The sequence below is a fragment of the Myroides fluvii genome, from assembly GCF_009792295.1.
Lineage (GTDB): Bacteria > Bacteroidota > Bacteroidia > Flavobacteriales > Flavobacteriaceae > Flavobacterium > Flavobacterium fluvii_A.
In genome coordinates this window covers 1,907,084-1,919,677 of the sequence record NZ_CP039934.1, presented here as the reverse complement: position 1 = coordinate 1,919,677, position 12,594 = coordinate 1,907,084, and the positions used below count along the sequence as shown (strand labels likewise).

The 12,594-nt window shown below is 37.4% G+C and carries 13 protein-coding genes; 8 read left to right on the top strand and 5 right to left on the bottom strand.

Features of this window, described 5'->3' with window-relative positions:
• Positions 1-406: 406 nt before the first annotated feature.
• From miaB to groL, 7 genes are all read left to right on the top strand, one after another.
• On the top strand, positions 407-1,858 hold the full coding sequence (miaB, locus tag FBR08_RS08770) for a tRNA (N6-isopentenyl adenosine(37)-C2)-methylthiotransferase MiaB (protein WP_158962387.1): 1,452 nt from the start codon (positions 407-409) through the stop codon (positions 1,856-1,858).
• A gap of 37 nt (positions 1,859-1,895) precedes the next feature.
• Positions 1,896-3,191 carry a sigma-54 interaction domain-containing protein gene (locus tag FBR08_RS08765; RefSeq protein ID WP_158962386.1) on the top strand — a complete coding sequence of 432 codons (1,296 nt, stop codon included), beginning with the start codon at positions 1,896-1,898 and terminating at the stop codon, positions 3,189-3,191.
• On the top strand, positions 3,192-3,698 hold the full coding sequence (locus FBR08_RS08760) for an LptE family protein (protein ID WP_158962385.1): 507 nt from the start codon (positions 3,192-3,194) through the stop codon (positions 3,696-3,698).
• A gap of 19 nt (positions 3,699-3,717) precedes the next feature.
• Complete coding sequence (locus FBR08_RS08755) at positions 3,718-4,713, top strand: tetratricopeptide repeat protein (protein ID WP_158962384.1); 996 nt, start codon at positions 3,718-3,720, stop codon at positions 4,711-4,713.
• Positions 4,714-4,715: 2 nt separating this feature from the next.
• Complete coding sequence (secG, locus tag FBR08_RS08750; RefSeq protein WP_158962383.1) at positions 4,716-5,105, top strand: preprotein translocase subunit SecG; 390 nt, start codon at positions 4,716-4,718, stop codon at positions 5,103-5,105.
• 154 nt (positions 5,106-5,259) lie between these two features.
• Positions 5,260-5,535 carry a co-chaperone GroES gene (locus FBR08_RS08745; protein ID WP_060873958.1) on the top strand — a complete coding sequence of 92 codons (276 nt, stop codon included), beginning with the start codon at positions 5,260-5,262 and terminating at the stop codon, positions 5,533-5,535.
• 36 nt (positions 5,536-5,571) lie between these two features.
• Entirely contained in the window at positions 5,572-7,200 is a 1,629-nt protein-coding gene (gene groL / locus FBR08_RS08740; RefSeq protein ID WP_158962382.1) for a chaperonin GroEL, read from the top strand.
• 157 nt (positions 7,201-7,357) lie between these two features.
• Here the strand turns inward: groL and rpe are convergent, their stop codons facing one another.
• The 3 genes from rpe to FBR08_RS08725 all read right to left on the bottom strand — a co-directional run bounded on the left by rpe (position 7,358) and on the right by FBR08_RS08725 (position 8,968).
• Positions 7,358-8,017: a ribulose-phosphate 3-epimerase gene (gene rpe, locus FBR08_RS08735; RefSeq protein ID WP_158962381.1), complete on the bottom strand. Its 660-nt coding sequence runs from the start codon at positions 8,015-8,017 to the stop codon at positions 7,358-7,360.
• Between the two features lie 71 nt (positions 8,018-8,088).
• The gene (gene lipB / locus FBR08_RS08730; RefSeq protein WP_158962380.1) at positions 8,089-8,793 is read right to left on the bottom strand and encodes a lipoyl(octanoyl) transferase LipB; all 705 of its coding nucleotides are present in this window, start codon (positions 8,791-8,793) and stop codon (positions 8,089-8,091) included.
• A gap of 10 nt (positions 8,794-8,803) precedes the next feature.
• Positions 8,804-8,968, bottom strand: coding sequence for a YqaE/Pmp3 family membrane protein (locus tag FBR08_RS08725; protein WP_158962379.1), 165 nt, complete (start codon positions 8,966-8,968; stop codon positions 8,804-8,806).
• A 198-nt stretch (positions 8,969-9,166) separates the two neighbouring features.
• Here FBR08_RS08725 and lysS point away from each other — a divergent pair, with 198 nt between their 5' ends.
• Entirely contained in the window at positions 9,167-10,867 is a 1,701-nt protein-coding gene (gene lysS / locus FBR08_RS08720) for a lysine--tRNA ligase (RefSeq protein WP_158962378.1), read from the top strand.
• A gap of 59 nt (positions 10,868-10,926) precedes the next feature.
• Here the strand turns inward: lysS and FBR08_RS08715 are convergent, their stop codons facing one another.
• Both FBR08_RS08715 and FBR08_RS08710 read right to left on the bottom strand, forming a co-directional pair.
• Positions 10,927-11,457, bottom strand: a complete 531-nt coding sequence (locus FBR08_RS08715) for a hypothetical protein (RefSeq protein WP_158962377.1) — start codon at positions 11,455-11,457, stop codon at positions 10,927-10,929.
• 224 nt (positions 11,458-11,681) lie between these two features.
• A complete protein-coding gene (locus FBR08_RS08710) occupies positions 11,682-12,545 on the bottom strand; it encodes a sigma-70 family RNA polymerase sigma factor (protein WP_002987652.1) in 864 nt (287 codons plus the stop codon).
• Between the last annotated feature and the right edge of the window lie 49 nt (positions 12,546-12,594).

Below are 12,594 nucleotides of genomic sequence, written 5' to 3'. Positions count from 1 at the left end.
TTTCCTTTAGAATAAAAAATTTCTTGTCATCTCGTAGGGCACAACAACGAATCGAAAGAAGATGAATCACTGAAGATTTACATTGTCCTTATTATAGCTTGTGTTCTGACTTACTCTAGAGTTTACTTGCACTTTCTTCGATGTTTAGAGGGCGTTTTTTTGCACAATTAAGGTTTTACCGAAGAAACGCCCTATTAACCTCCTACTAACCTTACAGCAACTGTATCCCTCCATGATTCCACGCTAAGTCAATCTAAAGCAAAACACTTCTACTAATCCAAACTGAAGAATAGAGAATCTCATAAAAACAACAGCTTGCCTCTTAAATATAAAGCTGTCAACTTGTCAGCAAATAAAATTAAACTATCTTTGTGGCTTAAAATAAAACTCCCTTTTAAATAATCATATGGAAAAGGTAATTGACGAAAATAAACAAGGAACCAGCTTACAGCTAGAACAGAACAGAGACAACACCAAAAAGCTTTTTATCGAGAGCTATGGGTGTCAAATGAACTTTTCAGATAGTGAGATTGTTGCTTCCATTTTATCTGACGCAGGATACAATACGACCAATAACTTAGAAGAAGCTGATTTAGTTTTAGTAAACACTTGTTCTATTCGCGACAAAGCGGAACAAACTGTACGCAAACGCTTAGACCAATACAACCGAATAAAGAAAAAAAACCCAGGAATGAAAGTAGGGGTTTTAGGCTGTATGGCAGAGCGATTAAAGAGTAAATTTCTAGAGGAAGAGAAAATTGTTGATATGGTAGTAGGTCCTGATGCCTACAAAGATTTACCCAATTTATTAAAAGAAGTGGACGAAGGTAGGGATGCCATCAACGTAATTTTGTCGAAAGATGAAACCTATGGTGATATTTCCCCTGTTCGCCTACAAAGTAACGGAGTGACGGCTTTTGTTTCGATTACCAGAGGTTGTGACAATATGTGTACGTTCTGTGTTGTTCCTTTTACAAGAGGACGTGAACGCAGTAGAGAACCGCACAGTATCATTTCTGAAATTCAAGATTTATACGAAAGAGGATTCAAAGAAATCACTTTACTTGGTCAAAACGTTGACAGCTATCTTTGGTATGGAGGTGGTTTGAAAAAAGATTTTGACAAAGCTTCTGATATTCAAAAAGCTACAGCAGTTGACTTTACTCAATTATTAGACTTATGTGCAACGAAATTCCCAAAAATGAGATTCCGTTTCTCAACGTCGAATCCTCAGGATATGCACATGGAAGTGATTGAAGTAATCGCTCGTCATGACAACATCTGTAAATATGTTCACTTACCTGTTCAATCAGGAAGTACACGTATTTTACAAGAGATGAATCGTCAACACACTAGAGAAGAATACATCGAATTAGTGGATAAAATTTACGCGTTAATTCCAGATATTTCTCTTTCGCAAGATATGATTACAGGTTTCCCTACAGAAACAGAAGAAGATCACCAAGACACGCTTTCTCTAATGGAGCATGTTCGCTATGATTTTGGATTTATGTTTGCTTATTCAGAACGCCCAGGAACCTTAGCGGCTCGCAAGCTAGAAGATGACATTCCTGAGGAAGTTAAAAAACGCCGTTTAAGCGAAATTATTGCAGTACAAGGAAAAATCAGTTTAGAACGTACGCAACGTTTTGTGGGACAAACAGTCGAAGTTTTAATTGAAAAAACATCGAAGCGTTCTGATTTAGAATGGAGCGGAAGAAATTCACAAAACACAACTGTGGTATTCCCGAAAGAAAATTATAAAGTAGGTGATTTTGTTGAAGTATATGTAGAAGATTGTACTTCTGCAACACTAATTGGCAAGGCAGTTGGATATTCGCCTATGCAAGAAGATTAATCACCTTTTGAAAAAATAGCACGAAAAAGTTCACTACATGGAAAATGTTCAAGCAATTAAACAGCGATTTGAAATCATAGGAAATGATCCTAAGCTTAACCGCGCCATTCAAAAAGCAATACAAGTTGCTCCAACGGATATTTCGGTTTTGGTAACAGGAGAAAGTGGAGTTGGGAAAGAAAGCATTCCTAAAATCATCCATTCCCTATCGCATCGCAAACACGGTAAATACATTGCTGTAAACTGTGGAGCTATTCCTGAAGGAACAATTGACAGTGAGCTTTTTGGACACGAAAAAGGAGCCTTTACCGGTGCAATTAGCACCCGTGAGGGTTATTTTGAAGAGGCCGATGGTGGTACTATCTTTCTCGATGAAGTTGGAGAACTTCCCTTAACCACCCAAGTGCGTTTGTTGCGTATTTTAGAAAATGGCGAATTTATCAAAGTAGGATCCTCACGGGTACAAAAGACAGATATTCGCATCATTGCAGCAACCAATGTCAATATGATTGAGGCGATTCAAAAGGGACGATTTAGGGAGGATTTATATTATCGTTTGAGCACTATCGAAATCAACTTACCTCCACTCCGAGAAAGAGGGGAAGACATTCACTTATTGTTCAGGAAATTTGCTTCAGATTTTGCTCATAAATACAAAATGCCTCCAGTGCGCTTAGATGCCAATGCGGCTAATTTCTTGATCCGTTACCGCTGGGATGGAAATATCCGACAATTGCGAAATGTAGCGGAAGAAATTTCTGTTTTGGAAACCAATAGAGAAATTACACTGTCTATTTTACAGGCGTATTTACCTAACCACGACAGACAATTGCCCTCCGTCGTACAAGGAAAGAAAGCCGAAAGTGATTTTAGTACTGAACGAGAGATTTTATACAAAATCCTCTTTGATATGCGCAATGATATTACGGATTTAAAAAAACTAACCTTAGAACTGCTCAAACAGGACAAAGGACAAGTACAAGAGACGAATCAACTCTTGATTCAGCGCATCTACGGAGGTAAAAGTGAATCTGTCGACTATCCCACTACACCTTCGGACATTTTACAGCTAGAAAACAGCCATGCACATCCCGCTCATGCCGTTCAACCGGTCCATCCAACTTATCACCCAACCATTGTAGAAAGCGACGACGACGACAATTACTTGATTGCGGAAACAGTAGAAGATGAACCACTCAATTTAGAAGAACAAGAAGTAGAATTAATTCGAAAATCGCTGGAGCGCAACAAAGGAAAAAGAAAAGCAGCTGCCGAAGAACTCGGTATCTCAGAACGAACTTTATATCGAAAGATTAAACAATACAACTTATAAATGAAGAAGCTTAAACCAATCCTCCTTGTTGCCTTTATCCTCTTAGGCTTACAAAGCTGCAAGTACTATAACTTTACGGGAACAGGAAAAATTGACGCAGATTCTTTCCAGGTGAATTACTTTCAGAATAATGCACCTTTGGTTGAACCAGGAATTGAACGTACCTTCACCCTTGCACTGCAAGATTTGATTCAAAACCAAACGAGTTTAACATTAACTAATTCCGATGCGGATTTAGTATACGAAGGAGAAATTGTCGATTATAGGATTAGCCCCATGACGGCAACTGCAGATCAAAGAGCAGCGCAAAACCGTTTATACATCGCTATTAATGTGCGATTTACAAACAAAAAAAATCCAGAAGACGACTTCGAAAAACGATTTTCGTTTTACTATGACTATGATGCAAATGCACAATTAGTTGGTGCGACATTAAATACAGCTTTAGATGAGATTTATGAGCGCATTACACAAGATGTATTCAATGAATCCTTAGCTAAATGGTAAATTAACAACAGACAGCAATTTGAATAGAGCAACTTTACATACTTACTTAGCTGATCCAACACAAGTACAGCGAACAGACATTCAAGAATTAAAAGAATTACTTGAGCAGTACCCTTATTTACAGCCTTTGAGAAGTTTGTACCTAAAAGCACTTTATTCAAATGAAAGTACTTCATACAATCAGGAACTCAAAAAAACTGCGGCTTATACGTTAGACCGCGACATTTTGTTCCACTTTATTGTTTCTGATGACTTTACTGCCTATACGCCTTTATCCATCGAGATTGAGGAAGAAGAATCTGAGCCAAAAGAAGCAATCGAGCCCATAGCGAAGGAAAAAGAGCGAGAGCCTGAACAAAATATTAGCGCACTACTCCAAAACATTTCCAAAGTTGCCTATGCTATTGTACAAGAGAATACTTCTTTGGAAGAAAAAACACAAAAAGATACAGACAAAGAAATATGCAATCCTGTTTCTGTACCTGAAATAGATTCACTAGCTGAAGAAGCAATTCCAGCTATTTCTAAAAGCGCTGAATTAGAAAATAAGCTTGAAATTGGCAAACCTTTAGCATTTGAAGCTGGGGAAAAATACTCCTTTCAAGAATGGCTAAAATTGTCCAAGCAACAGCCAATTGTTCGAGAATCAGATGCAGAAAAAGACACAAAACAGCCTGAAAAGGAAGAAATAGCGGAGATAATTACGGAAGATGAAAAAAAATTTCAAAAAAGTTTGGAGCAAAAACAAGCTTTAATTGATAAATTCATCGAAACAAATCCTAAAATTATCCCAACAAAAAAAGGTACGGCAAGCCCCATAAATATTGAATTATCTCTACAAGAGAACACAAGTTTAATGACGGAGACTTTAGCCAAAATATACTTAGAGCAAAAAAAATATCAAAAAGCGATACAAGCTTATGAGATTTTAATTTTGAAATATCCAGAAAAAAGTAGTTTCTTTGCAAACCAAATATTAGATATAAAAGCGTTACAACAACATAATAGTTTATAAGCATGAACACATTTACAGTATTTTTAGTATTGATTGCTATCGTATGTTTTTTATTAATTGTGGTTATTATGGTACAAAATCCTAAAGGTGGAGGTTTAGACTCTTCTTTCGGAGGATCTACTGTTGCAGGAGGTGTAAAAAACACGAATGACTTCTTAGATAAGAGTACTTGGACATTAGGAGCGGTGTTAATCATCCTTATTTTAATGTCAAGCATTAGCTTTAGTGGTGGAGCTGTTGGAGATTCTAAACTTTTAGATCCTAACGCAGAGATGCCAGTACAGCCTACTGTTCCTGCTGCTGCTAACACAGAAAACACGACAGAATCAACACCTGCAGCTGAAACTCCAGCAACTAGCGAGACTTCAACTCCAGCAACTACACAAGAATAAGAAAGTTTTTACTTTTTACTATAGAATGCCAGCTGTCAAGTTGGCATTTTTTTTTGCCAATAGGTGTCAATACAAGATTTGGCACACTTTATGACTATTTCTATAGCATTTAGAACTAATATAAATAATTCAATTTTTATAAACTATAAACACTATGGCATTAAACATTAAACCACTTGCGGATAGAGTTCTTATTGAACCTCAACCAGCAGAAACAAAAACTGCTTCTGGTATTTTTATTCCTGATACAGCGAAAGAAAAACCACAAAAAGGAACAGTAGTAGCTGTAGGAAACGGAACGAAAGACCACAACATGACGGTACAAGTAGGCGATACTGTATTATACGGTAAATATGCAGGAACAGAGCTAAAATTAGAAGGTAAGGATTACCTAATCATGCGTGAAGATGACATCTTAGCGATTGTTTAATAAATTGAATAATAACGAGTAAAACAAGACTAAATCATGGCAAAAGATATTAAATTCGACATTGAAGCACGCGAAGGTTTAAAACGCGGTGTTGACGCTTTAGCAAATGCTGTTAAAGTAACATTAGGACCAAAAGGAAGAAACGTAATCATCGGAAAAGCCTTTGGTGCACCAACGGTAACAAAGGATGGTGTTTCTGTTGCAAAAGAAGTAGAGTTAGAAGATGCATTAGAGAACATGGGAGCTCAAATGGTGAAAGAAGTAGCTTCTAAAACCAATGACTTAGCAGGAGACGGAACAACAACAGCTACAGTATTAGCGCAAGCGATCGTAAAAGAAGGGTTGAAAAACGTAGCTGCTGGAGCAAATCCAATGGACTTAAAACGCGGTATGGACAAAGCGGTTGAAGCAATTGTCAACCACTTAAAAGACCAAGCACAAGAAGTAGGTGGATCAATGGATAAAATCCAACAAATCGCTTCTATTTCGGCAAACAACGACGAATTCATCGGAGAATTAATCGCACAAGCATTCGAAAAAGTAGGCAAAGAAGGAGTAATCACAGTTGAAGAAGCAAAAGGTACAGAAACTTTCGTTGATGTAGTAGAAGGAATGCAATTTGACAGAGGATATTTATCTCCTTACTTCGTAACGAACTCAGAAAAAATGGAAGTGGAACTAGATTCTCCTTACATTTTGTTATACGACAAAAAAGTATCTTCTTTAAAAGAATTACTACCTGTATTAGAACCAGTGGCTCAATCGGGAAAACCGTTGTTAATCATTGCAGAAGATGTTGATGGAGAAGCTTTATCTACTTTAGTCGTAAATAAATTAAGAGGAGCCTTAAAAATTGCTGCTGTAAAAGCGCCAGGATTTGGTGATAGAAGAAAAGCAATGTTAGAAGATATCGCCATCTTAACAGGTGGAGTCGTAATTTCTGAAGAACAAGGGTATACCTTAGAAAATACTTCTTTAGACATGTTAGGTACGTGTAAACGCGTAAGCATTGATAAAGATAATACAACGATCGTTAGCGGCAGTGGAGAGTCAGAAATGATTCAAAACAGAGTAAACCAAATCAAAGCGCAGATGGAAACAACAACCTCTGACTATGATAAAGAAAAATTACAAGAGCGCTTAGCGAAATTAGCGGGTGGTGTTGCAGTACTTTATGTTGGAGCGGCTACGGAAGTAGAGATGAAAGAGAAAAAAGACAGAGTAGACGACGCATTACACGCTACAAGAGCAGCTATTGAAGAAGGAATCGTTGCAGGTGGTGGAGTTGCTTTACTACGTGCAAAAGCAAATCTTGATTCAATTAAAGCGTTAAATGCTGACGAAGAAACAGGGATTCAAATCATCGCTAAAGCAATAGAATCTCCATTGAGAACCATTGTTGAAAACGCAGGTTTAGAAGGTTCTGTAGTAGTAGCTAAAGTATTAGAAGGAAGCAATAACTTCGGATACAACGCTAAAACAAATGAATACATCGATATGCTACAAGCAGGTGTAATCGATCCGAAAAAAGTAACAAGAGTAGCTTTAGAAAATGCTGCTTCAGTTGCAGGTATGATCCTTATCACAGAATGTGCTTTAGTTGATATTAAAGACGAAAACGGTGGAGGAATGCCAATGGGCGGAGGTATGCCAGGAATGATGTAAGATCACACCCTATTATAAAAAAACGGCTTGAAGAATTCTTCAAGCCGTTTTTTTATGTGCAGTTTGTACGTTGTAAAGTTATTGATTTGTTGAATTTTAAGGCAACTTGTTTTCTAACCCAAAATCTACTCCTTCTCCTTACCTGATCACCGTCAACCTATTTTACGATGTCTTTCAAATCGGCTATTGTTGCCATAGGATCCGCAGCACTAAATACAAAATTACCCGCTACTAAGGCACCAGCCCCAGCATCAACTAAAGCTTTTGCATTTTTGCTGTTTACTCCACCGTCAATTTCAATGATTACATTTGCTCCTTTCGCATCGAACATCGCTTTTAACTTACGCACTTTATCATAGGTATTTTCGATAAAGCTCTGTCCACCAAAACCAGGGTTTACACTCATGATTAGTACTAAATCTAAATCTTGAATAATATCCTCTAAAACAGCCACTGGCGTATGTGGATTTAACGCAACTCCTGCTTGCATCCCTTCTGCTTTAATTGCTTGTACCGTACGGTGTAAATGTGTGCAAGCTTCATAGTGAACGGTCAAGATATCTGCTCCTAAATCTTTAAATGTTTTAATATATCGATCAGGATCTACAATCATCAAATGCACGTCTAAGGTTTTCTTCGCGTGTTTGTTGATCGCCGCCAAAACAGGCATTCCAAAAGATATATTTGGCACGAAAACACCGTCCATAATATCAATGTGGAACCAATCCGCTTGACTCTCATTAATCATTTCAATATCGCGTTGTAGATTTGCAAAATCGGCAGCCAAAACCGATGGCGCTATTTTTATATTTTTCATACTATCGTGTTGTTTGTACAAAGATAAAAAAATCCCAAGAGGAACGTCCGCTTGAGATTTTATAAATTATATTACTGTTCTTTTATAGTCGCTTCAAATAATTCGGTAAAATACGTAATGATTTTAGCTCGTACTTCATCTTCATCTACGTAATTCACACCTAGTTCCACATGTAAAGAGGTAACTCCTTTCCCTCGGATTCCACAGGGAATGATATTGTCAAAATACCCTAAGTCCGAATTGACATTCAAGGCAAAACCATGCATCGTCACCCAACGAGAAGCACGCACCCCCATGGCGCATATTTTTCTGGCAAATGGCGTACCTACACCTAACCAAACACCTGTTTCACCTTCACTTCGCGTTGCCTCAATACCATAATCTTTCAGCACGAGAATCATTGTTTCTTCTAACAAACGCAAATATTTGTGAATATCCGTAAAGAAATTTTCTAAATCCAAAATCGGATATCCTACAATCTGTCCTGGACCGTGATAGGTAATATCTCCTCCTCTATTAATTTTATAAAACGTCGCTCCTTTAGCTTCTAACTGCTCCTCATTGAGCAATAGATTTTCTATATGCCCACTTTTTCCCAAAGTATAGACATGGGGATGTTCGACAAACAAAAAGTAATTGGGTGTTGGCTCCTCTGTTTCTTCTCTCCTGTTTTTTATTTTGATGTCTAAAACCGATTGAAAGAGTTCTTCTTGATAGGCCCAGGTATCTTTATAGTCTTTTTCACCTAAATCAATTAGGGTTACTTCTTTATTCATGTTCAAAAACTTAGCGGTTATATTTCGGATTATTGAGAATGACTAAAGCTCCAATAACGCCAGGAATCCAACCGGCTAGGGTTAAAAGAAAAACAATTACTATGGATCCGCACCCTTTATCGTACACTGCAATAGGCGGAAATATAATAGACAAAATTACTCTCCAAATACTCATAATCACTTATTTATACCCTACAAATTTCGTCATTTTTTATGAATTATGGGTATAATTTCCGTTAAACCCTATCTTGAAATTTCCTCTAAACAGATCAATTGACTAATTAACTGACATTTGGCTCTATACAATGGGGAGTAATTTTTAAAGATTACCTATATTTGCACTTTATAAATTAATTCATAATTCACAATTATTATGCAACTTTCAGAACAAGAAATCATCAGAAGAGAGAAGCTCGCAAAATTGCAAGAGCTTGGTGTGAATCCTTATCCTGCTAACTTATTTCCAGTAAATCATACATCCAAGCAGATAAAGAACGGTTTTGAAGAAGGTAAGAAGGTAATTGTGGCAGGAAGACTCATGTCTTCGCGTATTCAAGGAAAAGCTTCTTTCGCAACGATTCAAGACAGTGAAGGAAAGATTCAACTATATATCAACAGAGATGAACTTTGTCCGGGTGAGAACAAAGATTTATACAACGAAGTTTACAAAAAGCTAATTGACCTCGGAGATATCATTGGTATCGAAGGAGAGTTATTCACGACGCAAGTAGGAGAAAAAACAGTACGCGTACAAGGACTTTCTCTATTGAGCAAATCGTTGCGCCCGTTGCCATTACCTAAAACGGATGCAGAGGGAAATACCTTTGATGCTTTTACAGATCCAGAATTGCGCTACAGAATGCGTTATGTCGATTTAGTTGTAAACCCACAAAACAAAGAAATATTCGTTAAGCGTACGAAATTATTTAGTGCAATGCGTAACTTCTTCAATGAGGCGGGTTATATGGAAGTTGAAACACCTGTATTACAATCAATTCCAGGAGGAGCCTCTGCACGTCCATTCATCACACATCACAATGCTTTAGATATTCCGTTGTATTTGCGTATCGCGAATGAATTGTATCTAAAACGCTTAATTGTAGGTGGTTTTGATGGCGTTTACGAATTCTCTAAAAACTTCCGCAACGAAGGAATGGACAGAACCCACAATCCAGAGTTTACAGCAATGGAAATCTATGTAGCTTACAAAGACTACAACTGGATGATGGAGTTTACTGAGCGCTTATTAGAGCATTGTGCTATCGCTGTGAATGGAACTACAAAAGCGACGTTTGGCGAGCATGAAATCGACTTTAAAGCACCCTATAAGCGAATCACAATGGCTGATTCAATTAAAGAATTTACGGGGTTTGACATTACAGGAAAAACTGAAGACGAAATTCGTCAAGCTGCTTTAGGCATGGGAATTCCAGTAGATCAAACCATGGGTAAAGGAAAATTAATTGATGAAATTTTCGGTGAGAAATGTGAGGGGAACTACATCCAACCCACGTATATTACCGATTATCCTAAAGAGATGTCGCCTTTAACCAAAGCACATAGAGACAATCCCGAATTAACGGAGCGTTTTGAGCTAATGGTTTGTGGAAAAGAGATTGCAAATGCATACTCTGAGTTAAATGACCCGATTGACCAAAGAGAGCGTTTTGAAGCTCAAATGGCTTTAGCAGACCGCGGAGATGACGAAGCGATGTTTATTGACCAAGATTTCTTGCGTGCTTTAGAATACGGAATGCCACCAACTTCTGGGTTGGGAATTGGAATGGACCGTTTAATCATGTTCTTAACGAACAATCCATCGATTCAAGAAGTGTTGTTTTTCCCTCAAATGAGACCAGAGAAAACAGCTCCAACGGTAGAATTATCAGAGGAAGAAAAAATCATCATCCAAATTCTAGAAAACAACGACAACAAAGTAGAACTTGGTTCCTTAAAAGAACAAGCTGCTTTAAGTGGCAAGAAATGGGACAAAGCCATGAAAGGTTTATCTTCTCATAACTTAACGAAAGTTGTAACAGAAGATGATATGAAATATGTTGTCTATCAACACTAAACAAAGAAAGAGGCTATCAAGCCTCTTTTTTTATCTCTTTTTTTTCCTTATCTCCTATTTTACTTGTTGAAATTAAATAATCGATATTTTAAACTCACACCAACCGTTGGCAATACAAGTGATTTCTTTACATCAAAATCCTTTAAATGACCAATTCCAACATGGGCTTCAAAAATAAAATTCTCCGTAAAATGGCGTTCTATACCCCAATTTACCTCGGTTAGTAACGCTCTATTTAAATCGAGATAATCTTTATCTCCAAACGAGTACTTTCCTTGTAAGGAAACGAAATTTCTCTTTCGATCCTGATCTACATAATTCCACTTTACAATTCCCTTGGTATAAGGAACTAAGTTTTTAACATCTAGCGTATAGGAGAAGCCGTCTACGGCATCGTATCCGCCACCTAATCCAGCATAAGCTTCAACGTAAAACTGTTGGTAGATTTTCTTATTTACAGCTAATTCCACTCCTTGTAATCCAATGCCGATTTTTACATCTTCTTTAGATTGAGCGAAGGTTTGAGATGCGGATCCAAAAAGGAGGAAACACAGCAAAAAATACTTTTTTAATAGGTTAGTTTGACTCATAGTTATATTTACATTCGGGGGCGAATGTAGAACAATTTAAGTTAGCATTAACAAAAAAGAATTTGCTAGGCAAGGGCATAGCCATCATAGTAATTCCCACTGCGCTCAAAATACGACAGATAGTCTATATAACACGCTTTGTTCAAAACATCCAAATCGAACAAAGCGCTTCATTCTTTCAAAAAAGACATAAAAAAAAGCACTGCTGAGCAGTGCTTTTACTATTATCCTAAATACGTTTTCAGTATTTTACTTCTTGATGTATGTTTCAATCTGCGGATTGCCTTTTCCTTGATTTGTCTGACGCGTTCTCTTGTTAGATCAAACGTTTCTCCTATTTCTTCTAATGTCATTGGGTGTTGATCCCCTAAACCGAAATACAAGCGAACCACATCTGCCTCACGAGGAGTTAAGGTTTCTAATGCTCTCTCGATTTCCGTACGCAATGACTCGTGAATTAGCTCACGATCTGGATTTGGAGACTCTCCTGAACGCAATACGTCATACAAGTTAGAATCTTCTCCTTCCACTAACGGAGCATCCATGGATAAGTGACGTCCAGAGTTTTTCATACTCTCTTTTACGTCATTCACAGTCATATCCAATTCTACAGCGATTTCCTCTGCTGAAGGTGGACGTTCATTCGACTGTTCCAATAACGCGTACATCTTATTAATTTTATTGATCGAACCAATTTTATTTAATGGTAAACGCACAATTCTCGATTGTTCAGCTAAAGCTGACAAAATTGATTGTCTAATCCACCAAACTGCGTAAGAAATAAATTTAAAACCACGAGTTTCATCAAAACGCTGTGCTGCTTTGATCAACCCTAAGTTTCCTTCATTAATTAAATCCGGAAGTGTCAACCCTTGATTTTGGTATTGTTTTGCTACCGAAACCACGAATCTTAAGTTAGCCTTAGTTAATTTTTCTAAAGCTCTTTGATCTCCTGCCTTAATTCGCTGTGCTAATTCTACCTCTTCATCTGCAGTAATCAAATCTACTTTACCAATCTCTTGCAAATACTTATCTAGTGAAGCTGTTTCACGATTCGTAACCTGCTTGGTAATTTTAAGTTGTCTCATAGTATTTTACTCCTTATTTGTCTTTGTCCTTAATGGCCTACATTAGTTA

Bases quoted from the DNA above. Each gene is read 5' to 3' on its own strand.
- FBR08_RS08765 (WP_158962386.1), top strand. From the start codon at position 1,896: ATGGAAAATGTTCAAGCAATTAAACAGCGATTTGAAATCATAGGAAAT.
- FBR08_RS08710 (WP_002987652.1), bottom strand. From the start codon at position 12,545: ATGAGACAACTTAAAATTACCAAGCAGGTTACGAATCGTGAAACAGCT.
- secG (WP_158962383.1), top strand. From the start codon at position 4,716: ATGAACACATTTACAGTATTTTTAGTATTGATTGCTATCGTATGTTTT.
- lysS (WP_158962378.1), top strand. From the start codon at position 9,167: ATGCAACTTTCAGAACAAGAAATCATCAGAAGAGAGAAGCTCGCAAAA.
- lipB (WP_158962380.1), bottom strand. From the start codon at position 8,793: ATGAATAAAGAAGTAACCCTAATTGATTTAGGTGAAAAAGACTATAAA.
- FBR08_RS08760 (WP_158962385.1), top strand. From the start codon at position 3,192: ATGAAGAAGCTTAAACCAATCCTCCTTGTTGCCTTTATCCTCTTAGGC.
- miaB (WP_158962387.1), top strand. From the start codon at position 407: ATGGAAAAGGTAATTGACGAAAATAAACAAGGAACCAGCTTACAGCTA.
- groL (WP_158962382.1), top strand. From the start codon at position 5,572: ATGGCAAAAGATATTAAATTCGACATTGAAGCACGCGAAGGTTTAAAA.
- FBR08_RS08715 (WP_158962377.1), bottom strand. From the start codon at position 11,457: ATGAGTCAAACTAACCTATTAAAAAAGTATTTTTTGCTGTGTTTCCTC.
- FBR08_RS08745 (WP_060873958.1), top strand. From the start codon at position 5,260: ATGGCATTAAACATTAAACCACTTGCGGATAGAGTTCTTATTGAACCT.
- rpe (WP_158962381.1), bottom strand. From the start codon at position 8,017: ATGAAAAATATAAAAATAGCGCCATCGGTTTTGGCTGCCGATTTTGCA.
- FBR08_RS08725 (WP_158962379.1), bottom strand. From the start codon at position 8,968: ATGAGTATTTGGAGAGTAATTTTGTCTATTATATTTCCGCCTATTGCA.